At 74.6% G+C, this 22187-nt stretch carries 20 protein-coding genes; 9 read left to right on the top strand and 11 right to left on the bottom strand.

All coding sequences use genetic code 11. The annotated features are described in order from the left end of the window. Positions 1-32: 32 nt before the first annotated feature. The 10 genes from ACI795_RS10485 to ACI795_RS10440 form a co-directional block, all read right to left on the bottom strand. Positions 33-1592 carry an alpha/beta hydrolase gene (locus ACI795_RS10485; RefSeq protein WP_457075437.1) on the bottom strand — a complete coding sequence of 520 codons (1560 nt, stop codon included), beginning with the start codon at positions 1590-1592 and terminating at the stop codon, positions 33-35. Positions 1593-1690: 98 nt separating this feature from the next. Beyond that, positions 1691-2779 carry an ATP-dependent DNA ligase gene (locus ACI795_RS10480; RefSeq protein ID WP_457075436.1) on the bottom strand — a complete coding sequence of 363 codons (1089 nt, stop codon included), beginning with the start codon at positions 2777-2779 and terminating at the stop codon, positions 1691-1693. 302 nt (positions 2780-3081) lie between these two features. Further along, on the bottom strand, positions 3082-4743 hold the full coding sequence (locus ACI795_RS10475; RefSeq protein ID WP_457075435.1) for a DUF222 domain-containing protein: 1662 nt from the start codon (positions 4741-4743) through the stop codon (positions 3082-3084). A 149-nt stretch (positions 4744-4892) separates the two neighbouring features. Next, positions 4893-5603: a dihydrofolate reductase family protein gene (locus tag ACI795_RS10470; protein ID WP_457075434.1), complete on the bottom strand. Its 711-nt coding sequence runs from the start codon at positions 5601-5603 to the stop codon at positions 4893-4895. Between the two features lie 2 nt (positions 5604-5605). Beyond that, on the bottom strand, positions 5606-7360 hold the full coding sequence (gene treZ / locus ACI795_RS10465) for a malto-oligosyltrehalose trehalohydrolase (protein ID WP_457075433.1): 1755 nt from the start codon (positions 7358-7360) through the stop codon (positions 5606-5608). Positions 7361-7520: 160 nt separating this feature from the next. After that, positions 7521-8027: an FBP domain-containing protein gene (locus ACI795_RS10460; RefSeq protein WP_457075432.1), complete on the bottom strand. Its 507-nt coding sequence runs from the start codon at positions 8025-8027 to the stop codon at positions 7521-7523. A 583-nt stretch (positions 8028-8610) separates the two neighbouring features. After that, positions 8611-9093 (bottom strand): hypothetical protein, encoded by a 483-nt coding sequence (locus tag ACI795_RS10455; RefSeq protein WP_457075431.1) that lies wholly within the window; start codon positions 9091-9093, stop codon positions 8611-8613. Positions 9094-9200: 107 nt separating this feature from the next. Beyond that, complete coding sequence (locus tag ACI795_RS10450) at positions 9201-9926, bottom strand: sirohydrochlorin chelatase (RefSeq protein ID WP_457075430.1); 726 nt, start codon at positions 9924-9926, stop codon at positions 9201-9203. Between the two features lie 46 nt (positions 9927-9972). Further along, a complete protein-coding gene (locus ACI795_RS10445; protein ID WP_457075429.1) occupies positions 9973-10734 on the bottom strand; it encodes an SDR family oxidoreductase in 762 nt (253 codons plus the stop codon). 7 nt (positions 10735-10741) lie between these two features. Continuing rightward, the gene (locus ACI795_RS10440; protein WP_457075428.1) at positions 10742-13591 is read right to left on the bottom strand and encodes an aconitate hydratase; all 2850 of its coding nucleotides are present in this window, start codon (positions 13589-13591) and stop codon (positions 10742-10744) included. A 161-nt stretch (positions 13592-13752) separates the two neighbouring features. Between ACI795_RS10440 and ACI795_RS10435 the strand changes: the two genes are divergently transcribed. Next, a complete protein-coding gene (locus tag ACI795_RS10435; protein WP_457075427.1) occupies positions 13753-14496 on the top strand; it encodes an SIR2 family NAD-dependent protein deacylase in 744 nt (247 codons plus the stop codon). A 150-nt stretch (positions 14497-14646) separates the two neighbouring features. On the opposite strand, the gene ACI795_RS10430 is transcribed toward ACI795_RS10435, so the two are convergent. Further along, positions 14647-15555: an IclR family transcriptional regulator gene (locus ACI795_RS10430; protein WP_457075426.1), complete on the bottom strand. Its 909-nt coding sequence runs from the start codon at positions 15553-15555 to the stop codon at positions 14647-14649. A 336-nt stretch (positions 15556-15891) separates the two neighbouring features. Here ACI795_RS10430 and ACI795_RS10425 point away from each other — a divergent pair, with 336 nt between their 5' ends. From ACI795_RS10425 to ACI795_RS10390, 8 genes are read left to right on the top strand one after another with little or no spacing between them, the layout of a single operon-like run. Beyond that, positions 15892-16464, top strand: a complete 573-nt coding sequence (locus ACI795_RS10425) for a UGSC family (seleno)protein (protein ID WP_457075425.1) — start codon at positions 15892-15894, stop codon at positions 16462-16464. Next, positions 16461-17552: a hypothetical protein gene (locus tag ACI795_RS10420; RefSeq protein WP_457075424.1), complete on the top strand. Its 1092-nt coding sequence runs from the start codon at positions 16461-16463 to the stop codon at positions 17550-17552. Before ACI795_RS10425 ends, ACI795_RS10420 begins: the two co-directional genes overlap by 4 nt. Beyond that, the gene (locus tag ACI795_RS10415; RefSeq protein ID WP_457075423.1) at positions 17549-18424 is read left to right on the top strand and encodes an SDR family NAD(P)-dependent oxidoreductase; all 876 of its coding nucleotides are present in this window, start codon (positions 17549-17551) and stop codon (positions 18422-18424) included. The genes ACI795_RS10420 and ACI795_RS10415 overlap by 4 nt, the downstream gene beginning before the upstream one ends. Further along, complete coding sequence (locus ACI795_RS10410) at positions 18421-19278, top strand: SDR family NAD(P)-dependent oxidoreductase (protein WP_457075422.1); 858 nt, start codon at positions 18421-18423, stop codon at positions 19276-19278. The genes ACI795_RS10415 and ACI795_RS10410 overlap by 4 nt, the downstream gene beginning before the upstream one ends. A 16-nt stretch (positions 19279-19294) precedes the next feature. After that, positions 19295-19855, top strand: coding sequence for a UGSC family (seleno)protein (locus ACI795_RS10405; RefSeq protein WP_457075421.1), 561 nt, complete (start codon positions 19295-19297; stop codon positions 19853-19855). Further along, entirely contained in the window at positions 19852-20928 is a 1077-nt protein-coding gene (locus ACI795_RS10400) for a hypothetical protein (RefSeq protein ID WP_457075420.1), read from the top strand. The genes ACI795_RS10405 and ACI795_RS10400 overlap by 4 nt, the downstream gene beginning before the upstream one ends. Further along, the gene (locus ACI795_RS10395) at positions 20925-21155 is read left to right on the top strand and encodes a hypothetical protein (RefSeq protein WP_457075419.1); all 231 of its coding nucleotides are present in this window, start codon (positions 20925-20927) and stop codon (positions 21153-21155) included. Before ACI795_RS10400 ends, ACI795_RS10395 begins: the two co-directional genes overlap by 4 nt. 2 nt (positions 21156-21157) lie before the next feature. Further along, complete coding sequence (locus tag ACI795_RS10390; protein WP_457075418.1) at positions 21158-22099, top strand: SDR family NAD(P)-dependent oxidoreductase; 942 nt, start codon at positions 21158-21160, stop codon at positions 22097-22099. Positions 22100-22187 lie beyond the last annotated feature (88 nt).

The following is a 22187-nucleotide window of genomic DNA, read 5'->3' as shown; positions in this document are numbered from 1 at the left end:
CAGCTTCGGGCCCGGCGGCCAGCAGCGCAAGATCAGGGGGCGCAGGTGATCCCCTCGGGGGGCGCGACCAGGTCGATCAGGTAGGCGTTGACCGCCTGGGTCACGCACTCGGTCTTGGGGTAGGCGGTGTGCCCGCTGCCCTCCCAGGTCAGCAGGGTGCTGTTGGCCAGCTCGGCGGCCATGTCCACGGCGCCCTGGGGCGGTGTCACCGGGTCGCCCTGGGTGCCGATCACCATGATCGGCGCGCTGCCCTCGGCGTCCCGCTCCGGCAGCGGCGTGGTCGGGGCGTCCCAGGCCGAGCAGGTGTAGAGCCCCAGTGCGGCGTCCGCGCCGAAGAGCGGGAACCGGGCGTTCCAGTCGGCGGCCAGCGCCGAGACCTCCTCGGTGCCGAACTGCTCCTGGCCGTCGGCGCAGCTGATCGCCAGGTTGGCGTCGACGACGTTGCTGTAGCTGCCGTCGTCGCTGCGGCCGGTGTAGGTGTCGGCCAGGGTGAGGATGCCGGCGGCGTCGCCGTCGCGTGCGGCGGCGAGCGACTGGGCCAGCTGCGGCCACGCGCTGGGCTGGTACAGCGCGGAGCGGACGCCGTTGAGCACCAGGCCCGCGGTGGCCTGGCGGGTCTCGCCCTCCCGCGAGCTGGGGACGGGGGTGGCGGCCGCCTGGTCCAGCAGGGCGTTGAGCGCGCCCCGCGGGTCGTCGCCCAGCGGGCACCCGCTGATCAGGCTCGTGCAGTTGGCGGCGAACGCGTCGAAGGCGGTCTCGAAGCCGGCGGCCTGCGCCTCGGCCCGCTCCTGGGCGGTGGCGTCGGGGTCGACCGCGCCGTCCAGGGCCAGGGCGCGCACCCGGTCGGGGAACAGCTCGGCGTAGGTCGAGCCCAGCGTGGTCCCGTAGGAGTAGCCGAGGAAGCTCAGCTGCTCGTCGCCGAGGGACTGCCGCACCAGGTCCAGGTCCCGGGCCGTGTCGACGGTGTTGAACGCGCCCAGCGCTTCGCCGTACTCCTCGCTGCAGGCGGCGGCGACCTCGTCGACCCGGTCGAACGTGGCCGTCAGGGACGGCTCGTCCAGCGCCCGCGGGTTGCTGGCGAACAGGGCGTCCTTCTGCTCGTCGGTGATGCACTCCACCGGGGTGGAGAGCCCCACCCCGCGCGGGTCGACGCCGACGATGTCGAACCGGTTGAGGATCTCCGGCGGCAGGGTCAGCGCCGCCTGGATGGCCGCGTCGCTGGCCGAGATGCCCGGCCCACCGGGGTTGACCACCAGCGAGCCGATCCGGTCGGTCTGACCGGCGGCTGCGGCGCGCACCAGGAACAGCTGCAGGTCGCCGCCGTCGAGGTCGTCGTAGTCGGCCGGCACGGTGGTCGTGCCGCACTCGAAGAGCAGCTCGCGGTCCGAGCCGGGGCGGCCGGCGATGATCTGGTCGATGTCGGCGTCGCAGTCGGTCCACTCGATCGGCTGGGCCTCGGGCTCCGCGGGCGCGGTGGGAGAGCTGCTGGCCTGCTCCGAGTCCTCGCCGGAGGAGGTGCAGCCGGTCAGCGCCACGGCGGCGGCGAGGAGGGCCCCGCCCAGGGCGGCGAGCGGTCGGCGGTGCGCGTCCATGATCGTCCAGCGTAGGAGGCGATCGCGGAGGTGGCAGCCGCAACCACCGTGGGGAACACCTCAGCTGTGCGGCAGCTGAGGCCCCGGCCCGGACGGCGTCAGCCGCCGAGGACCTCGCCCAGGTCGTAGCGGACCGGGACCTCGAGCTGGTCGTAGGTGCAGGAGCGCGCATCCCGGTCGGTGCGCCAGCGCTGGAAGTGCCCGGTGTGCCGCAGCCGGCTGCCCTCCAGCTGGTCGTACTTGATCTCCACCACCAGCTCCGGGCGCAGCGGCACCCAGGAGAGGTCCTTGCCGGCGTTCCAGCGGCTGGTCGCGCCGGGCATCCGGTGCTCGCCCTCGCCGTCGGGCCCTGCTGCCGATGTCGAGGCATTGGCCCAGTCCTGCCACGGGTGGCCGTCGAGGGCCTGGGCGCGGTAGGGGGCGAGCTCCTCGACCAGCTCGGCGCGGCGCTTCATGGTGAAGGAGGCGGCGACGCCGATGTGCTGCAGCGTGCCGGCGTCGTCGTAGAGGCCCAGCAGCAGCGAGCCGACGACCGGGCCGCTCTTGTGCCAGCGGAACCCGGCGACCACGCAGTCGGCCGTGCGCACGTGCTTGACCTTGGTCATCACCCGCTGGTCGGGGGAGTAGGGCTGGTCGCCCCGCTTGGCGACGACGCCGTCCAGGCCGGCACCCTCGAACTCGGAGAACCAGCGCCGGCCCGTGTCGGCGTCGGTGGTGATGGTGCTGACGTACACCGGTGCCCGGGCGGCGGCCAGCGCCTCCCGCAGGCGGGCCTGGCGTTGCGCGAACGGGGTCTCCAGCAGGGACTCGTCGCCGAGGGCGAGCAGGTCGAAGGCGACGAAGGACGCCGGGGTCTCGGCGGCCAGCCGGTCGACCCGGGAGGCGGCGGGGTGGATCCGCTGGAGCAGCGACTCGAAGTCCAGCCGGTCGCCGCGGGGGACGACGATCTCGCCGTCGACCACGCACCGCTCGGGCAGCTGGGCCTTCGCCGCCGCGACGACGTCGGGGAAGTAGCGGGTGAGGGGGCGCTCGTTGCGGCTGCCCAGCTCGACCTCGTCGCCGTCGCGGAAGACGATGCAGCGGAACCCGTCCCACTTGGGCTCGTAGAACCAGTTCGCGCCGGTGGGCAGCGCGGCCGCGGGCTTGGCGAGCATCGGCTTGACCGGGGGCAGCACGGGCAGGTCCATGCCGGCCAGTCAAGCAGCCCGGAGCGGTCGGGGAGCGGACCGATCCCGGCGTGCTCCGAGCTCGTCCAGCGGGGCAGTGGATCGGCCGCCCGCGGGACAGCAGCGCACACGTCGACGCCCTCCCGGGACGACACCGGCCACCGCTGAGTCGCCGTCGAGCCGGCGATGACCTCCCGTCCCTGACGACGGGGCAGCTGGCCGGGCGCGCCACGTCGACATGGCGTGGTGGCGACATGGCGTGGTGGCGACATGGCGTGGTGGCGACATGGCGTGGTGGCGACATGGCGGCACCGACCTGCGGCTCAGAAGGGCGGCGGTTCGTCGGCCGGTTGCGATCGCGGTGGCGGCTGAAGGACCCCCGTGCCCTCGGCCACTGGCGAGCTCGCGTCGGGACCCTGCACGGGGGCCGAATCGGGTGGTCGCGCGCCGGGTGACTCGGGTTCCCTTGGTCGGAGGCCGGGTGGTCGGGTGGTGCGGGTGACCCCGCTCGGGGTGGTGACGGTGAGGGTGCCGTCGGGGGCCATGGCGAATCGCCAGCCGGGGGCGAAGGTCTTGAGCCGGTGGTGGCTGCGGCACAGGCAGCAGAGGTTGGTGCAGTCGGTGGCGCCGCCGCAGGCGTGGGGGATGACGTGGTCGAGGTCGGCCCAGCCGACGCGTTGGCCGCAGTTGGGGAACCGGCAGCGTCGGTCGCGAGTGGTGACGAAGGCGTGCTGCCGCTCGGTGGGCTCGTACCGCTCGGTGGGTGGCGGCGGCCCGAGCACCGGGCAGTCGCAGGGTGCGCCGTCGTCGCTGTCGGGCCCGGTGTCGCCATCGCGCCCTGAGTCGGCGCCGTCGCCATCCCGTTCGGCGCCGCCGCGCCCGCCGGTGCAGTTGTCGCCTGCGGTGTCGCGGTGGTCGGGGCAGCCGCGCTTCGCGAGCCGGGCGAGTTCGGCCGGCGTCACGGTGGCGAGCAGTTCGCCGTCGAGGCCGGTGATCGCGTAGCTGAGCGTGCCGCCGTCGGGTGCGGTGAGGCCGAGGGCGCCGACCCGGGCCAGGAGGTCGCGCAGGTGGGCGGCGGTGATCGGCAGCCCGTTCACCTCACCCGGGGTGACCCCGCCTTCCAGGGCCTCCAGCGCCGCGGTGACCGTCAGGTTCGCGGTGAGCAGCGGCAGGCCGTTGTCGGCGGGGCGGAGGATCAGCGCCGCGGCCACGAGGGTGCGCAGCTGACCGATGGGCCGGGGGTCCCCGTCGGCCTTGAGCATCCGGGCCAGCTGGTCGAGCAGGTCGTGGGCCTGGGCGGCCTGATCGGCGGGCAGGTCCACCGCCAGCACCGCCCGCCCATCCGAGGCAGACGGGTACACGTGCACGTCAGCGGTCTTCTCCGCCCCGGCCCGCGCCTCTCCCGCGGCGTCGGCGTCCAGTTGCAGCACGAGTTCGGTGGCACGCTTCTTCACCGCCGACACCGACAAGTCGGCCGCCTCTTGGAGCAGCGCCTCCTCTACCCGCCCCGCCACCTCGGCGGGAGTGGACTTCAGCGCGTCGGCCAGCTGCTGCGCCCGCCGCTCGTCCAGCTCCCCGGCCCGCAGCGCGGCGAAGGTGGCCGGGAGCTTGTCCCGCCACACCAGCGCCCGGGTGAGCCGGATCGCCGCCGTCCCCCGCCCCACGTTGAGCACCGTGGCCAGCTCGGCGGTGAAGAACTCGCTGATCTCACCCTCGCCCGGCTGCGCCGTCCAACCTGCCCGGCGGGCACCCGGGTGGTCCGGTGCCGGATCCGCCGACCCGGGACGATCAGCGGCCAAGGCCAGGATCAGCTCCGCCTCGTGCGCGGTGTCCTGCGCGCGGCGCCGCTGCACCCGCTGCAGCTCCTCGGCCAGCCCCTCGTCGGTCAGCCAGGCAGCGGGCAGCCGGGAGGGCTCGACGGGGTGCTCGAGAGTCCAGTCCACCACCAGCCCCTCGACCACGCTCGAACCACGCCTCCGCGACATGACTCGAACATACGTTCGAGGTACGACAGTTCCGGCAGGTCGGTCAAGCGGTGGTCGCACCGTGGTTCCGTCCGTCCGACCGTTGATCCGCACCAGGATGGGGCTCGGCGGACGCAGGGTCGCGCCACCTGCGGCGGCTGGTCGCGAGATCAGCGCAGCGCGTAGCGGGTGAAGAGGACGCCCTCCTCGGTGAGCGCCTGGAGCAGCTCGGCGCGCACGGTCCCCGGCAGCGCGTGCGGCACCAGCCCGGGCCCGCCGCCGACCAGCAGCGGGGAGATCGACAGGTCCAGCTCGTCGACCGCCCCGGCGGTCAGCGCGGCCTGCACCAGCGCCGGGCCGCCCTCGCAGACCAGCTGCACCAGCCCTCGCTCGGCCAGGGCGTCCAGCGCCGCGGGCAGGTCGACGTCGTCGTCGCCGCAGACCAGCACGTCCACCCCGGCGCCGGCGAGCGCGACCCGGCGCGCGGGGTCGGCCGCGGCGCAGGTGACCAGCACCGTGGGCGCCACGGCGTCGGTCACCAGCTGGTCGTCCGGGCGGAGCGACGCCCGCCGTGACACGACCACCACCGGCATCACCGCCTCGCGTCCCAGCGTGGTGCGCAGCCGGCCGACGGCGGAGTCGGGCAGCACCGGGCGGTACCCCTCGGCCGCCGCCGTCCCGGCCCCGACGAGCACGGCGTCCGCCAGCGCCCGCAGCGTGCGGAACACCCGGCGGTCGCCGTCGGAGCCCAGCGGCCCGCTGCGCCCGTCGACGCTGATCGCGCCGTCCAGCGAGGCGATGAAGTCGATGCGCAGGTGCCGGCCCGGCGCGACACGGTAGGCGTCGGCCAGGCCGGCGGGGTCGCGGGGGAGCTCGCGCACCGTCAGCGGGTGCTGACCACGGCCGCGCTCTCGGCGGGCACGGTCACCGTCTCCCCGTCCAACCGGGGGGCGTCGCCGGTGGTGAACAGCACCTCGCCGGCCGGGGCGTCGAGCTCGACCCGCCGCTCCTCGCCCGACAGGTTGGCCACCACGCGCAGCGAGCCGCGCTCGACGACCAGCCAGCGCTCCTCGTCGTCCCAGGTGACGCCGGTCGCGGACAGGTCGGGGTCGAGCAGCTCGGGGTGCTGCTTGCGCAGCGCCAGCAGGGTCTTGTGCAGGGCGAGCAGCCGGGCGTGCGGCTCGCGCTCGAGCTCGGACCAGTCCAGCTTGGAGCGGGTGAAGGTCTCCGGGTCCTGCGGGTCGGGGACGACGGCGGCGTCCCAGCCGTGCGCGGCGAACTCACCGATCCGGCCCTCGGCGGTGGCCTTGCCGAGCTCCGGCTCCGGGTGGCTGGTGAAGAACTGCCACGGGGTCGAGGCGCCCCACTCCTCGCCCATGAAGAGCATCGGGGTGAACGGGCTGGTCAGCACCAGGGTGGCGCCGACGGCGAGCAGGCCGGGGGAGAGGGAGGCGGAGATCCGGTCGCCGACGGCGCGGTTGCCGATCTGGTCGTGGTCCTGCAGGTAGCCGAGGAACTTCCAGCCCGGCAGCCGGGTGGTGTCGACCGGCCGGCCGTGGTGCCGACGGCGGAAGCTCGACCAGTCGCCGGCGTGGAAGTAGGCGCCGGTGAGCACGCGGGCCAGACCCTCGAGGCCGGCGTCGGCGAAGTCGGCGTAGTAGCCCTGCGCCTCACCGGTCAGCTGGGTGTGCAGCGAGTGGTGGAAGTCGTCGCTCCACTGCGCGTCGATGCCCGTGCCGCCGGCCACCCGCGGGGTCACCAGCCGGGGGTCGTTGAGGTCGCTCTCGGCGATCAGCGTGAGCGGGCGGCCCAGCGCGACCGACAGCTTCTCGGTCTCGATCGCCATCTCCTCGAGCACGTGCGTGGCGCGCTCGTCGACCAGCGCGTGCACGGCGTCCAGCCGCAGCCCGTCGACGTGCATGTCGCGCAGCCACATCTGCACGTTGTCCAGGATGTACCGGCGCACCTCGTCGGAGTCGGGGCCGGACAGGTTGATCGAGTTGCCCCAGGTGTTCGCGCCCCCCTCGGCGAAGATCGGGAAGAACTCCGGCAGGTAGTTCCCCGACGGGCCGAGGTGGTTGTAGACGACGTCCTGGATGACGCCGAGCCCGCGCTGGTGGCAGGCGTCGACGAACCGCTGGTAGGCGGCCGGACCGCCGTAGGTCTCCTGCACGGCGTACCAGGCGACGCCGTCGTAACCCCAGTTGTGCGTGCCGTTGAAGGCGTTCACCGGGAGCGCCTCGACGAAGTCGACGCCGAGGTCGACCAGGTGGCCGAGCCGGTCGATGGCGGCGTCCAGCGTGCCCTCGGGGGTGAACGTGCCGACGTGCATCTCGTAGACGACGCCCCCGGCGAGCGGCCGGCCGGTCCACGCGGCGTCGCCCCAGGAGTACGTGGCGGGGTCGAAGCGGCGGGAGAGCCCGTGCACCCCGTCGGGCTGCCGGCGGGAGCGCGGGTCCGGACGGGGCGTCTCGGTGTCGTCCAGCAGGAACCCGTAGTCGCTCTCGGGCTCCGCGGGCACGGTGGCGCGCCACCAGCCCTCGTCGTCGCGCTGCATGTCGTGCACCTGGCCGTCGACCTGCAGGCGCACCCGCTCGGGCAGCGGGGCCCAGACGGAGAACTCGACGGGCTCGGACATGCGGGGGCCTCCTGAGGGGGCGGGGTGTTCGGCCGGCTGGCTGCCCGATCATGCCCGCCCGGCGGCCGGTCAACCGTGCCGCGCGACACCCGCCGGAGCCGGGGGGGGGGGGGGGGGGCCCCCCCCCCCCCCCCCCCCCCCCCCCCCCCCACCCGGGGCGTCAGCTGGTCTCGGCGATCTGCCGGACGAACGCGGTGGCGCGTTCGCGCAGACCGGCGACCCGCTCGGCGACCAGCTGCTCGCTGATCGCCTCGACGCCGTCGCCCGCCTCCGAGCTGGTCGGTGGCCGGCGGACGTTAGCCGAGCAGGAGAAGTCCTCGCAGACGAGCGTGCCCAGCGTGTTGCCCGCACGGCCGGAGGCGCCGCCGCGACGGGCCACGTACAGCGTGGCGCGCACCGACGACAGGTCGCGGCACCAGGCGCACAGCGCCTTCCGGCGGACGCCGCTCGCCGGCGCGGCACCGGCGCGCAGCAGGACGCCGGTCGGTTCGCCGGCCAGCTCCAGCACCGCGTAGGCCGCCAGCGGGGCCTTGCGGTCGTGCCAGCCCAGGTAGTCCAGGCGGTCCCAGGGCACCGCGTCGAGGTCGGGGAGGACGGCCGAGCCGGCCTCACGGCGGCTGGCGTTCACGAAGGACGTGCGGATCTGCTTCTCGGTCAGGGGGTTCATGCGGATTCGGCTCCAGGCGAGTGGGCCGCACCGCCGGGCCGCCGTCACTGCGGACAGCGCGGCGCCGGGCGGGCGGGGAGAACGGGACGCTGCCGCGCCCACGCCCGCAGGACCGCTCGCCGCGGACACGTCACCGCTGGACGGGACGTGCTGGGAGGAGGGTCAGGGGCGCCGGACGCGGGTCCGGCTCGCGGTCGGGCAGGCCAGCACGGCCACCTCACTCCCCGCGGCCACGCTGCGCACGCGTCCACCTCTCGTCCCGGTCGGTCGCCTGATGACGGCCGGTCGACGGTACGCCCCGCCGGATCGTCCGCCCAGCGGATTTCCGCGGGCAGCCGGCGGGGCCGGTGCCGAGGCGGCAGGGCGCCTGTGCCCTCGTGGCGCCGGCTCACTCGGTCCGGGCGGAGCGCTCCTCCTCGGCCCGCACCTCGGCACGGTGCGTGCGCAGCGCGTTCAGCACGGCCCGGTTGACCACCGAGTACAGCAGGAAGAAGAAGCCGCGGCGATCAGCACGAGGTACAGGGCGAGCGCCGAGAACTGCAGCATGAGGCGGGAGGCTAGCCGACCTCCGGCGCGCGCCCGTTCAGCCGGCGCTCCCCCGCGCTGGCGGTGAGCTGACGCGCGGGAGCGACCGGGCGGTCTCGTCCTCGGGGTCGTCGACGTCCGGTGGCCCGATGCCGTCGGACTCGGCCCCGCGGTCGGTGGTCGTCCTGCCGCCGCCGGGGGGAGAGCCCCAGTCTGGGTTCCGCACCCACTCGCGCAGCGCCAGGACCAACCACAGGACGGCGCCCACGACGACCAGCGTGACGCAGAGCCAAATGCCCGGGTTGACGAACCACGGGACTGCGTTGCGGCCTCCCGGGCACGGGGTGGAGAAGGGATGCGAGAACAGGCCCTCGGCCGGGGTGGTCAACCCGGTACCGCCATCCGCCCGGACCCTGCTGCACTTCTGTGCCGCGGGCACGTGGATGAACGGCGAGCTCAGCCAACCCACGACGCCCAGGACCGGCAGCGGGAGCAGTGAGATGAGGGCGAGCAGGCCCCACGGCTCGCTCCGGCGCCACATCGGCGGACCTCCGGGCCCAGCTCGGCGGGCGCTCATCGCGCGCACTGTAACGACGCGTGCACCGCACGGTCGGGGATCCGGGACTGCGCGTGTCGCCTCGGTCCGGGTCAGCCGGCGCTGAGTTCGGGCGCCGTGGTGACGGCGGCGTCGTAGCGGTCCAGCAGGACCGCGGCGATCCGCTCGTCGGGCAGCAACGGTGCCGTGACGGAATCGGCGCCGGCGCCCTGGAGCTTGTCGTGGAAGTGTCCCGGCGCAAGCAGGTAGGCCGCCACGACCACCCGTTCCGCGCCGGCCTTGCGGGCGGCGGCGACGGCGTCCGGCACCGTCGGCTGGGCCGCCGAGCCGTAGCCGGTGGTGACCGGCCCGGCCCAGTCGCGCTGCAGCAGGTCGGCGGTGCTCTCCACGTCGGCGACCGAGCGGGCGTCGCTGGACCCGGCGGCGGCCAGCACGATCGCCGTCAGCGGGTCACCGGAGTCGGTGCCCGCCTCGCGCAGCCGGTCGGTGAGGACGGCGGCCAGCCGCGGGTCCGGGCCGAGTGGCCGGGCCGCGACCGCCTGCGGGTGCGCCTCGACCGCGCCGGCGATGTCCACGTGCACGTGGTAGCCGCCGGACAGCAGCAGCGGGACGACGACCGCCGGGGTGCCGTCGTCGCCCAGCCCGCGCACCACGTCGACGACGGTCGGTGGCTGGACGTCGACGAACGCCGCCGTCGTGCGGGTGCCGGGACGCTCCGCCCGCGCCGCCAGGGCCAGCTCGGCGATGAGCCGCCGTCCGGTGGGGTTGCGGGTGCCGTGCGCGCAGGCGACGAGCACCGGCTGCGAGTGCGCGCTCATGTGCCTCTCCCGGGGTTCGGATGGGTGCTTCGTGGCGCAAGCGCGCTCAGAGGGCGCGGGTGACGCCGCCGTCGACGGCGAGCATCGTGCCGGTGACGTAGGACGCGGCGGGGGAGAGGGCGAAGGCGGCGACCCGGCCGAACTCCTCCGGCCGCCCCACCCGGCGCAGCGGGATCGAGGCCTCGGTGCGGGCGCGGGCCGCCGCGGGGTCGCCGGAGGCGGCCTCGATCTCGGTGACCCGATCGGTGGCGATGGTGCCCGGCAGCAGGCCGAACACCCGGATCCCGCGCGGGCCGAGCTCGTCGGCGAGCGCCTTCGCGGTCATCGCCAGGCCCGGCCGCAGCCCGTTGGAGATCGCCAGGTGGCCGATCGGCTGGCGCACCGACGTCGACAGCACGAAGCCGATCGCCGCGCCCTCGGCCAGGTGCGGCACGAGCGCGCGGACCAGCCGCAGCGGGCCGAGCAGCACGCCGTCCACGGCCGCGCGCCACGCGTCCTCGCCGACGTCGAGCACCGAGCCGGGAGGTGGCCCGCCGACCGAGATCAGCGCGCCGTCGACCCGGCCCAGCCGGTCCAGCGCCGCGCCGACCAGCGACTCGGCGGTGTCCGGCCGGGCCAGGTCGGCCGGGACGCCGAACGCCGCCGGCCCTCCACCCAGGGAGGACACGGCGGCGTCCACGGAGTCGGCGCTCCGGCCACTGATCAGCACCCGGGCGCCGTCGTCGACCAGGGCCCGGGCGGTCGCGAACCCCAGCCCCCGGCTCGCGCCGGTGAGCAGGAGCCCGCGGCCGCCCAGCCCCAGGTCCATGCGGGGCTCAGCTCTCGCGCAGCGACCGCAGCACGTACTGCATGATCCCGCCGTTGCGGTAGTAGTTCGCCTCACCGGGGGTGTCGATGCGCACCCGGGCGTCGAACTGCACGTCGCCGGCCTGCACCTTCACCGTGCGGGGGATCGAGCCGTCGTTCAGCTCGGTGATCCCGGTGATGGTGAACTCCTCGTCCCCGGTCAGGCCGAGGGACTCCCGGTCGGTGCCTTCGGGGAACTGCAGCGGCAGGACGCCCATGCCGATCAGGTTCGACCGGTGGATGCGCTCGTAGCTCTCGGCGATGACCGCCTTGACGCCCAGCAGCGCCGTCCCCTTGGCCGCCCAGTCACGGGAGGAACCGGAGCCGTACTCCTTGCCGGCCAGCACGACCAGCGGGATGCCCTGGGCCTGGTAGGCCTGCGACGCCTCGTAGATCGACGTGGTCTCGCCGGTCAGGTGGTTCTTGGTGACGCCGCCCTCGGTGCCCGGCACCAGCTGGTTGCGCAGCCGGATGTTGGCGAAGGTGCCGCGGATCATCACCTCGTGGTTGCCGCGCCGGGACCCGTAGGAGTTGAAGTCGCGGCGGGAGATGCCGTGCTCCTGCAGGTACTTCCCGGCCGGGCTGTCGGCCTTGATCGAGCCGGCCGGCGAGATGTGGTCGGTGGTCACCGAGTCGCCCAGCACGGCGAGCGTGCGAGCACCGGTGATGTCCTGCACCGGGGCGGGCTCGGCGGGCATGCCGTCGAAGTACGGGGGCTTCCGGACGTAGGTGCTCTCCGCGTCCCAGGCGAAGGTGTCACCGGTCGGCGTGGGCAGGTTCTGCCACTGCTCGGTGCCGGCGAACACGTCCTGGTAGCTGTCGCCGAACTGCTCGGCCGACACCGACGCGTCGATGACCCGCTGCACCTCGTGCGGCGAGGGCCAGATGTCGCGCAGGTAGACGTCCTGCCCGTCGGTGCCCTTGCCCAGCGGCTCCGTCGTCAGGTCCAGGTCCATCGTCCCGGCGAGCGCGTAGGCGATCACCAGCGGCGGGGACGCCAGGTAGTTCATCTTGACGTCGGGGTTGATCCGGCCCTCGAAGTTGCGGTTGCCCGAGAGCACCGAGACGACGGCGAGGTCGGCCTCGTTGACCGCCTTGCTGACCGGCTCGGGCAGCGGGCCGGAGTTGCCGATGCAGGTGGTGCAGCCGTAGCCGACCAGGTAGAAGCCGAGCTTCTCCAGGTACGGGGTGAGCTGCGCCTTCTCGTAGTAGTCGGTGACGACCTTCGACCCGGGGGCCAGCGTCGTCTTCACCCACGGCTTGGTGGTCAGGCCCAGCTCGACGGCCTTCTTGGCCAGCAGCGCGGCGCCGATCATGACCGACGGGTTCGACGTGTTGGTGCAGGAGGTGATCGCGGCGATCACCACGTGCCCGTGGTCGACGAAGGTCTCGGTGCCGTCCTCCATCACGACCTTGGTCGGCTTGCTCGGCCGGTCGGGGAGGACGTCGTCGGCCACGAACGGGTGCGGCTTGCCCTGCTCGGTGCTGTCCGACCCCGGAGCCGGCGGGTCGCTGGCCGGGAACGACTCGGCCGAGGCCTCGTCGGCGGGGGAGACCACGCCGTAGGGCTGCTCGTTGGACGGGACGCCGGGCTTGCGGTCCTCGCCGCCCACCTCGTCGTCGGCCACGTAGGCCGGCAGCGCCTCGCGCCACGCCTCCTTGGCGTCGGTCATCGCGACCCGGTCCTGCGGGCGCTTCGGCCCGGCGATCGAGGGGACGACGGTGGCGAGGTCCAGCTCCAGGTACTCGGAGAAGACCGGCTCGCGGGAGTCGTCGTGCCACAGGCCCTGGGTCTTGGCGTAGGCCTCGACCAGCGCGATCTGCTCCGGCGAGCGGCCGGTCAGCTTCAGGTAGGTGATCGTCTCGCCGTCGATCGGGAAGATCGCCGCCGTCGAGCCGAACTCCGGGCTCATGTTGCCGATCGTGGCGCGGTTGGCCAGCGGGACGGCGGAGACGCCGGCGCCGTAGAACTCGACGAACTTCCCGACCACGCCGTGCTGGCGCAGCATCTCGGTGATCGTGAGCACGAGGTCGGTGGCGGTGGCGCCGTCGGGCAGCTCACCGGTCAGCTTGAAGCCGACGACGCGGGGGATGAGCATCGAGACCGGCTGGCCGAGCATCGCGGCCTCGGCCTCGATGCCACCGACGCCCCAGCCCAGCACACCCAGGCCGTTGACCATCGTGGTGTGCGAGTCGGTGCCCACGCACGTGTCGGGGTAGGCGAGGACGCGGTCACCCTCGGGACGGGGGAAGACCACGCGGGCCAGGTGCTCGATGTTGACCTGGTGCACGATGCCGGTGCCCGGGGGGACGACCTTGAAGTCGTCGAAGGCGCCCTGGCCCCAGCGGAGGAACTGGTAGCGCTCGCCGTTGCGCTGGTACTCGATCTCGACGTTGCGGTCGAAGGACTCCGGGGTGCCGAAGACGTCGGCGATGACGGAGTGGTCGATGACCAGCTCGGCCGGAGCCAACGGGTTGATCTTGTTCGGGTCGCCGCCCAGGTCGGCCATCGCCTCGCGCATGGTGGCGAGGTCGACGATGCACGGCACGCCGGTGAAGTCCTGCATCACCACGCGGGCCGGGGTGAACTGGATCTCCTGGTCGGGCTCCGCGTTCGGGTCCCAGTTGGCCAGGGCGCGGATGTGGTCGGCGGTGATGTTCGCGCCGTCCTCGGTGCGGAGGAGGTTCTCCAGCAGGACCTTCAGGCTGAAGGGCAGCTTCTCGCTGCCCTCCACCGCGTCGAGCCGGAAGATGTCGTACTCGGTGCCGTCGACGTCGAGTGTCGAGCGGGCCCCGAAGCTGTCCTTGCTGGCTGCCACTGCTTGCGCCTCACCCTCGCTGGTCCTGCGCGCGTTGTACTGCGCCTCGATGTGCCACCCGTCATCTTCCCAGGCCCTCGCAGCGGATGCGGACCAAGGCCACCCTTTCCTCACCCTCGGTGAGGGGTGCGGGCCGCCTCGGGCCTCTAGGCTGGCACGGCATGACCGTCCCCGAGCCGCTCCCGGACTGGCTGACCGGCGCGCGGCGGATCTGCGTGCTCACCGGCGCCGGCGTCTCCACCGACAGCGGCATCCCCGACTACCGGGGGCCCGACGGCGTCTGGACGCGGGATCCCGACGCGGAGAAGCTGGTCACGCTCTCGTACTACCTGGCCGACCCGGCGATCCGCCGCCGCTCCTGGCTGATGCGCCGGGACCTCGCGGCCGCCGACGTCCGGCCCAACGCCGGGCACGCGGCCCTGGCCGACCTGGCGCGGCAGGGCCGGCTGCGGGCGCTGCTGACCCAGAACATCGACGGCCTGCACCAGGCGGCCGGGTCCACCGGGGTGCTCGAGCTGCACGGCACCGTGCACGAGGTGGTGTGCACCGCCTGCGGCGCGCGGACGCCGACGCCGGAGGTGCTCGCCCGGCTCGACGCCGGGGACGCCGACCCGGCCTGCCTCCGGTGCGGAGGCGTGCTGAAGACGGCGACGGTCTACTTCGGTGAGGCGCTGGACGCCGGCGTCATCGATGCCGCCGCGCAGGCGGCCGCGGACTGCGACGTGTTCCTGGCCGTGGGCACCTCGCTGGGGGTGCACCCCGCGGCCGGGCTGGTGGAGGTGGCCGCCGCGCACGGCGCCCGGGTGGTCATCGTGAACGCCCAGCCGACGCCCTACGACGGTCTCGCCGACCTCGTCGTCCGGGAGCCGATCGGCAGGGCGTTGCCGCGGTTGCTGGCCGGCTGACCCGGCGCCGGGTGGTCCTGACTCGTCGTCCCGTCCTGGTCCGCCCCGTCCTGGCTCACCGTGGTCGCTCCTGGCTCAGCACAGACGGTGAGCCAGGAGCAACCACGATCAGCTGACCTGATCCCGGGCGGAGGCGGCCGGGGCGTGCGCTCAGATGAGGTCGGGCTCCATGGTGCGGCGCACGGTGCGCGGGTCGACGGTGCTCACCGACGGGGCACCGAGCGCCCGGCTGATCCCGCGGGCGGTGGCGGCGAGCACCGGGATGAGGGCGTGGCTCTTCACCGCCTCGCGCTGCACCGTCACCCCGAGGGAGGCCACCACCTCGTCGCCCGGGCCACGGACCGGCACGGCCAGGGCCAGCGCCCCGGCGGGCGGCAGCTGGTTCTCCGCGATCGCCACCCCGGTCCGCCGCACCTCGGCGAGCACCCGGCGCAGCTTGTCGACGTCGGTGATGGTGTTGGCGGTGAACCGGCGCAGCGGGGTGGCGAGCACCTCGCGCTGGACCTCCGGGTCGGCGTAGGCCAGCAGCACCTGGCCGGTGCCGGTGGCGTGCAGCGGCCAGCGCCCGCCCAGCCGGGAGAGCACCCGGATCGCGCCGCGGGCGCGCAGCGCCTCCACGTAGACGACGTCGTGGCCGTCGCGCACCGCCAGGTGGATGTTGGCCCGGGTGGCGTGGTGCAGGTCGTCGAGGAAGGGCAGCGCGAGCTCGCGCAGCTGCAGCCCCTGCGGCGCCAGGGCACCCAGCTCGAGCAGGCGCAGGCCGATGGCGTAGCGGCCGTCGGGGCCGCGCTCCAGGGCGCCCCACTGGCGCAGCTCGCCGACCAGGCGATGGGTGGTGGTCAGCGACAGCCCGGTGCGGCGGCTGATGTCGGACAGCGACAGGGAGGCGTGCTCCGGGCCGAAGGCGGCGAGCACCGCGAGGGTGCGGCCGGCCGCGGTGGCCGGTGAGGAGGGGGCGGTGCCCCCTGGGGTGGCGCCGGTCGCGGACTTCCGGCTGGGGCGGTCGGGGCGGGGCGCCCCGTCGGTGGCGGTCGAGTGCAGCGGCATCGTTGCCGGCATGTCGTCCTCCTGGCTCGGACCGGGGTGGGCAGACCGGCGGTGGCTGGTGAAGTCGATCACAAATCTCCGGTCGTCCCAGGGTGCTTGTCAAGCACCGCGGATCGGACGGCGCTTCCGCCCGGGGGAAGCGATCTCGCTCCGCCGACGGCGCCCGGACCACGATCATCCACAGAGCTGAGGTGACCCCGGTCACCCACCAGTCCGCGGCCCGTCCGGCCGTCCCGACGTCCTCGGGACCGCCGGCGGAGCTCCACCCGAGGAGGACCGTCCGATGTCCCGTCAGAGGCAGCAGCGCCGCCGCCCCGTCCCGTGCCCCGTCTGGGTCAGGGAGGCGTGATGGCGACCCTCGCCGACGTCCTGGACCCGACCGGCCTGACCGCGGTCCGGGTGGCCAGCAGCTCGCTCGCGCCCCGCCGCGCCGACCTCGCCGGCGCCCGCATCGGGCTGCTGGAGAACACCAAGCACAACGCCGCCCTGCTGCTGGACGAGATCGCCGGCCACCTGGAGCGCGAGCGGGGCGCGACCACCGTGCTGCGCCGCACCAAGACCGCGTTCGCGCTGCCGATGCCCGCCGAGCTGCTCGAGGAGCTCACCCGCGAGTGCGACGTCGTCCTGGTCGGCGTCGGGGACTGCGGGTCGTGCAGCGCCTCGGCCGTCGCCGACGGGATCGTCCTGGAGCGGGCCGGCGTGCCGGCGGCGGTCATCTGCTCTGACGCCTTCACCGCCACCGCGAGCGGGATGGCCGAGGTGCAGGGCGACCCCGACTACGCCTACCTGACCACGCCGCACCCGGTCGCGATCCTCACCCCGGACGCGGTCGCCGAGCGGGCCGCCGGTCTCGTGCCGGCCGTCGTCGCCACCGTCACCGCCGCGCAGGGCGCCGCGGTGCTGCGCGAGCGCGCCTCGTGACCGCGGTCGAGTCCCGCCCCGCCGTCGACGCCGACCCGGACGCCGCGCGGCTGGCGATCGAGCACTGCTACGAGCAGGGCTGGTCCGACGGGCTGCCCCTGGTGCCGGCCACCCGGACGCTGGTCGACGAGTTCCTCGCCACCGTCGACCGGGCGCCCGACGAGGTGATCGGGGAGCTGCCGCACCTGCACCGCACGGTCACCGTCGAGCTGGCCGCGATCAACGCGGCGATGGCCGGCTGCCGGCCGGAGTACTTCCCGGTGGTGCTCGCCGCCTGGGCGGCGATCCAGCGCGACCGGTCGGCCACCGGCGGCGGCTGGCAGAGCACCAGCGGCCCCTCGCCGCTGCTGGTGGTCAACGGGCCGGTCCGCGCCGAGCTCGGGATCAACTCCGCCGGCGGGGTGTTCGGGCCCGGCTTCCGGGCGAACTCGACCATCCCGCGGGCGCTCGGGCTCATGGTCCGCAACGCCTTCGGCGTCGTGCCGCACGGGTTCGAGCAGGCGACCCAGGGGCTGCCCGGGCGCTGGCAGGTCTGCCTGGGGGAGAACGAGGAGGAGAGCCCCTGGGAGCCGATGTCGGTCGAGGGCGGCGTGCCCGCCGGCACCAGCGCGGTCTCCGCGATGCTCACCCGCACCGTCGAGTACGTCGACAACCGGCACACCGCCGACCCCGAGCAGCTGCTCGCCGACTTCGCCGACACCCTCTCCCGCAGCGGGGCGCTGATCTTCGCGCACGCCCCCGCCGGGATCGTCTTCTGCCCCGAGCACGCCCAGCTGCTCGCCGGCGCCGGGATGAGCCGCGCCGACGTCCGCGCCTGGCTGGTCGAGCGGTGCGGCCGCACCAAGGCCGACCTCGCCCGGGTCGGCAAGGACGGCGTGGGCGACAACGGCGTCCGCTTCGCCGACGGCACCACCGACCCCGAGGCCTTCGACCCCCTCTTCGCCGCCGCCGGACCCGAGGTCCTGCCCATCGCCGTCGCCGGTGCCCGCAACGCGGGCATCTCGATGGTCGTCCGGGTCTTCTCCGGGTGGTCGGCCAGCTCGGTACCGGTCGTCGGCACCACCACCGCACCAGGGAGCAGCTCGTGACCCAGCCCGACCCGTTGCAGGACCCGTTCGGCGCCGCCGGCGACCGCTGGATGACCGGCCGCACCGCGCTGGTCACCGGTGGCGGCCAGACCAGCACCGAGCAGCCCGGCGTCGGCTTCGCGATCAGCCGGGTGCTCGCCGCGCACGGTGCCCGGATCGCCGTCCTGGACCGGGACGCCGCGGCGGCCCAGCGCACCGTCGACCGGATCACCGCCGACGGCGGGGAGGCGGTGGTCGTCGTCGCCGACCTGCTGGACGACGACGACTGCCGCCGTGCCGTGGAGGAGACGGTGGCCGCGTTCGGCGCGGTCGACACCCTGGTGAACAACGTGGCCGTCGGCGACCGCGCCGGCGTCTTCGAGGTGACCCCCGAGCGGTTCCACCAGCTGATGGACCTCAACCTGACCACCGCCTGGCAGATGACCCGGCACGCCGCGCCCCGGATCCCGCGCGGCGGGGCGATCGTGAACATCAGCTCCGTCGGGGTGCGCGCCCGCGGCCCGGCGATGGTCTACAACCTGGCCAAGGCCGGGCTGGAGAACCTCACCGTCGGCGCCGCGAACACCCTGGGCGACCAGGGGGTGCGGGTCAACTGCGTGCAGGTCGGCGCGATCTGGGGCGCCTTCGCCGCGGCCAACATGAGCGAGGACATGCGCGAGATCCGCAAGGGCTTCTCCGCGCTGGGCACCGAGGGCACCCCCTGGGACATCGCCCAGGCCGTGCTGTTCCTGGCCAGCGACCACGCCCGCTGGGTCTCCGGGCAGATCCTCTCGGTCGACGGCGGCCCCGCCGTCGGCAAGCCGCCCCGGCCGCGCGCGCCCGAGGTGCCGGCGACCGTCACCCCCGAGGCCGTGCCGGTGGCGCAGGCGTGAGCGCCGACCGGGTCGCCCTGGTCACCGGCTGCGGCAAGCCGGACGGGATGGGCCAGGCCATCGCCCGCCGGCTCGCCGCCTCCGGGCACGCCGTCGTCGTCACCGACCTGCAGCCGGCCGGCGTGCCCAACGCCCGGCAGGAGCAGCGCGGCGCCGGCTGGGGCGGGGTGGAGGCGCTGGCCGCGGAGATCACCGCCGCCGGCGGGGACGCCCTCGCCGTGCTCGGCGACGTCAGCGACCCCGACGACGCCGCGGCCATGGTGGCCGCGGCGGTCGACCGGCACGGCCGGCTCGACGTCCTGGTCAACAACGCGGCCGCCCCGCAGGGCCCCGACCGGGCCGACGTCGCCGACGTGCCCATCGAGGTGTTCGACCGGGTTCTCGCGGTCAACCTGCGCGGCCCCTGGCTGATGAGCTCCGCCGCGGTACCGGTCATGCGCGCGCAGCGCTCGGGCCGGATCGTGAACATCTCCTCGATGGCGGGGCTGACCGCCGCCCCGTTCTCCGGCGCCTACTCCGCCTCCAAGGCCGGGGTGATCGGGCTGACCCGCGCGCTGGCGATGGACCTGGGGCCGTGGGGGATCACCGTCAACGCGCTGTGCCCCGGGCTGGTCGGCACCAGCCGCGCCTTCCTCTCGGCCTCGCCGGACGTCGACGAAGCGGCGCTGCTCGAGCAGCGCGGCCGCAACATCCCGGTCGGCCGCACCGGGCAGGCCGAGGACATCGCGGCCGCCGTCGCCTTCCTCGCCTCGCCCGAGGCCGGCTACATCACCGCCCAGGCGATCCCCATCGACGGCGGCGGGATGACGCCGTTCCCGCTGCGCCGCCCCGAGCCGGCCGTCGCCGGCAGCTGACCCCCTGGAGGCACCCGTGTCCCTCTTCGACGACATCGTCGACCCCACCCGCGGCCCCGCCGGCAGCGTCAAGGGCCGGACGACGCTCGCCGCCCGCCCCGGTGACCTCGCCGGACTGCGCGTCGGGCTGCTGGTGAACACCAAGCGCAACGCCGAGGCGTTCGTGCAGGAGGTCGCCGCGCTGCTGGAGTCCCAGCACGGCGCCCGCATCGCGATCCAGCGCACGAAGCCGAGCATCGTGCACCCGGCGCCGGAGGAGATGCTCGCCGAGCTGCGGGCCGAGGCCGACGTCGTCGTCGTGGGGGTGGGCGACTGCGGCTCGTGCAGCGCCTCCGCCGTCGCCGACGGGCTGCAGCTGGAGGCCGCCGGCATCCCCGCCGTCGTGCTGGTCAGCGACGCCTTCCGGGTCAGCGCCGACGCGATGGCCGCGCTGCAGGGCACCGCCGGCTACGAGTACGTGACCACTCCGCACCCGGTGGCCAGCCTGTCCCGCGAGGGCGTGCGCGCCCGCGCCGAGCGCGCCGTCCCGGAGATCGTCACCCTGCTCACCCGCCCGGTCGTGGCGGCCGCGTCGTGACCGCCGCCCCGGAGGCCCCCGCCGGCCTGCAGGTCGTGCGGCAGGCGATCGAGCACTGCTACGCCCAGGGCTGGAGCGACGGCCTGCCCGTCGTGCCGGCCACCTCCGCCGACGTCGCGGAGTTCCTCGCCACCGTCGACCGGGACCCCGATGAGGTGATCGGCGCCCAGGAGCACCTGGACCGCCGGGTCACCGTCGCCCAGGCCGCGGTCAACGCGGTGATGGCCGGCTGCCTGCCCGCGTACTTCCCGCTGGTGCTCGCCGCCTGGGAGGCGGTCCGCGAGGAGCCGTCGTCCCGCGGTGGCGCCTGGCAGTCGACCAGCGGACCGGCGCCGCTGCTGGTGGTCAACGGGCCGATCCGCACCGAGCTGGGCGTCAACTGCGCCGGCGGCGTGCTGGGCCCGGGCTTCCGGGCCAACGCCACCGTCGCCCGGGCGCTCGGGCTGCTGGTGCGCAACGGGTACGGGATCAAGCCGCAGGAGCTGGAGCAGGCCACCCAGGGGGTGCCCGGCCGCTGGACGCTGTGCGTCGGGGAGAACGAGGAGCTCTCCCCGTGGGAGCCGTTCAGCGTCGCCGGCGGCGTGCCGGCCGGCACCTCCGCGGTGTCGGCGATGCTCATCCGGGACGTCGAGTACGTCGACAACCGGCACACCGAGGACGTCGAGGCGCTGCTGCGCGACTTCGCCGACACCCTCGCCCGCACCGGCGCCTACCTGGGCATGAAGCACTCCACCGGCGGGCTGCTGCTGGGGCCCGAGCACGCGCAGGTGCTCGCCGCCGCCGGGTACTCGCGGGCCGACGTCCAGCAGTGGCTCTTCGAGCGCGCCGTCCGCCCGCAGGCCGACCTGGTCGCCGCCGGCAAGGAGTCGCACGACGTCGACCCCGGCCCGGACCCGATGCCGATGCTGCCCTCGCCGGCGGAGATCCCGATCATCGTCGCCGGCGCGGCCAACGCGGCCATCTCCGCGGTCTTCCGCCCCTTCGGCTGGGCCACCTGGTCCGGCCGGTCCGTCCCCGTCCCCGTCCCCGTGTCCTGCCCGAGCCCCAGCCGTACCGAGGAGAGCGCCCCGTGACCGTCGACGAGAAGCAACTGGACCAGCTGCGGCAGACGCTGCAGGCCGACGACTACCGGCTCGACGTCGACGTGGCCGGCGACCGGGCCGACGTCCGGATCGTCGCCGGGCCGGACGCCTGCGAGGAGTGCCTGGTACCCAAGCCGCTCATGCAGCAGATGCTGGCCCCCGTGCTCGGTGTCGACCCGGCCAGCATCGAGCTCACCTACCCGGTCGACGGGCACTGAGCGTGGAGGTCAGCCTCGAGGGCAAGGTCGCGCTGGTCACCGGCGTCGGGCCGAACATCGGCAGCGGCATCGCGCTGGCGTTGTCCCGGTACGGCGCGAAGGTGGCGTGCAACGACGTCAACGACGACGTCATCAAGACCGCGATGGCCCGGATCGAGCGCAACGGCGGGGAGGCGATGGCCGCTCCCGGCGACGTCACCGACGAGGCCGCGGTGCAGGGGTACGTCGACGCCGTCCTGGCGCGGTGGGGCCGGATCGACATCCTGGTCAACAACGCCGCGATGCTCGGCGGCAAGGGCGTGCTCGACGAGGACGCCGGCACCTTCGAGCGGTCGATCAAGGTCTCCGGGCTCGGCTACTTCCTGAACACCAAGATCGTCGGCCGGGCGATGGCCGAGCGCGGCATCCGCGGGTCGATCGTGTGCATCTCCTCCTCCAACGGCTGGAACGGCTCGGCCGGGGTGATCGCCTACGCGTTCAACAAGGGCGGGGTGAACAACTTCGTCCGCGCCGCCGCGATGGACCTCGCGCCCTACGGCATCCGGGTCAACAGCTACACGCCGACCGCGCCGACCATCGACAACCCGGAGCTGCTCGCCGAGCTGGCCGCGCGGGGCATCCCCGCCGACATGCTCAACGCCGGCCGCAAGGGCGGCGGCGGTGGTGGCCTCGGCGGCGGCGCGGGGGAGGAGCCGTGGCGTCGTCCGGCGCGGTGGACCGGGGAGCGGCCGCCGCTGGTGCCGATGGGCAGCACCGGCACGCCGACCGACATCGGCCACGCCGTCGCCTGGCTGTGCTCGGACTACGCGCGGCTGATCACCGGCACCGACCTGGTCGTCGACGGGGGCGCGCGGGCGAAGAACTTCGCCTACTTCCCGGCCGACCCCGAGGAGCTCGCCGGCCCGGTCCCGCTCATCCCGCTGGACCAGACCCCCGCCGGCTGACCTGCCGCAGCCCGCGGGCGCACGACGGGGCGGGGGGGGGGGGGGGGGGGGGGGGGGGGGGGGGGGCGGGGGGGCGGGCGGGGCGGCG

The sequence above is a fragment of the Modestobacter sp. SYSU DS0290 genome, from assembly GCF_054050955.1.
This window is presented reverse-complemented; position numbering and strand designations above follow the sequence as displayed.

Bases quoted from the DNA above. Each gene is read 5' to 3' on its own strand.
- ACI795_RS10485 (WP_457075437.1), bottom strand. From the start codon at position 1,592: ATGGACGCGCACCGCCGACCGCTCGCCGCCCTGGGCGGGGCCCTCCTC.
- ACI795_RS10480 (WP_457075436.1), bottom strand. From the start codon at position 2,779: ATGGACCTGCCCGTGCTGCCCCCGGTCAAGCCGATGCTCGCCAAGCCC.
- ACI795_RS10475 (WP_457075435.1), bottom strand. From the start codon at position 4,743: ATGTCGCGGAGGCGTGGTTCGAGCGTGGTCGAGGGGCTGGTGGTGGAC.
- treZ (WP_457075433.1), bottom strand. From the start codon at position 7,360: ATGTCCGAGCCCGTCGAGTTCTCCGTCTGGGCCCCGCTGCCCGAGCGG.
- ACI795_RS10460 (WP_457075432.1), bottom strand. From the start codon at position 8,027: ATGAACCCCCTGACCGAGAAGCAGATCCGCACGTCCTTCGTGAACGCC.
- ACI795_RS10455 (WP_457075431.1), bottom strand. From the start codon at position 9,093: ATGTGGCGCCGGAGCGAGCCGTGGGGCCTGCTCGCCCTCATCTCACTG.
- ACI795_RS10450 (WP_457075430.1), bottom strand. From the start codon at position 9,926: ATGAGCGCGCACTCGCAGCCGGTGCTCGTCGCCTGCGCGCACGGCACC.
- ACI795_RS10445 (WP_457075429.1), bottom strand. From the start codon at position 10,734: ATGGACCTGGGGCTGGGCGGCCGCGGGCTCCTGCTCACCGGCGCGAGC.
- ACI795_RS10435 (WP_457075427.1), top strand. From the start codon at position 13,753: ATGACCGTCCCCGAGCCGCTCCCGGACTGGCTGACCGGCGCGCGGCGG.
- ACI795_RS10430 (WP_457075426.1), bottom strand. From the start codon at position 15,555: ATGCCGGCAACGATGCCGCTGCACTCGACCGCCACCGACGGGGCGCCC.
- ACI795_RS10425 (WP_457075425.1), top strand. From the start codon at position 15,892: ATGGCGACCCTCGCCGACGTCCTGGACCCGACCGGCCTGACCGCGGTC.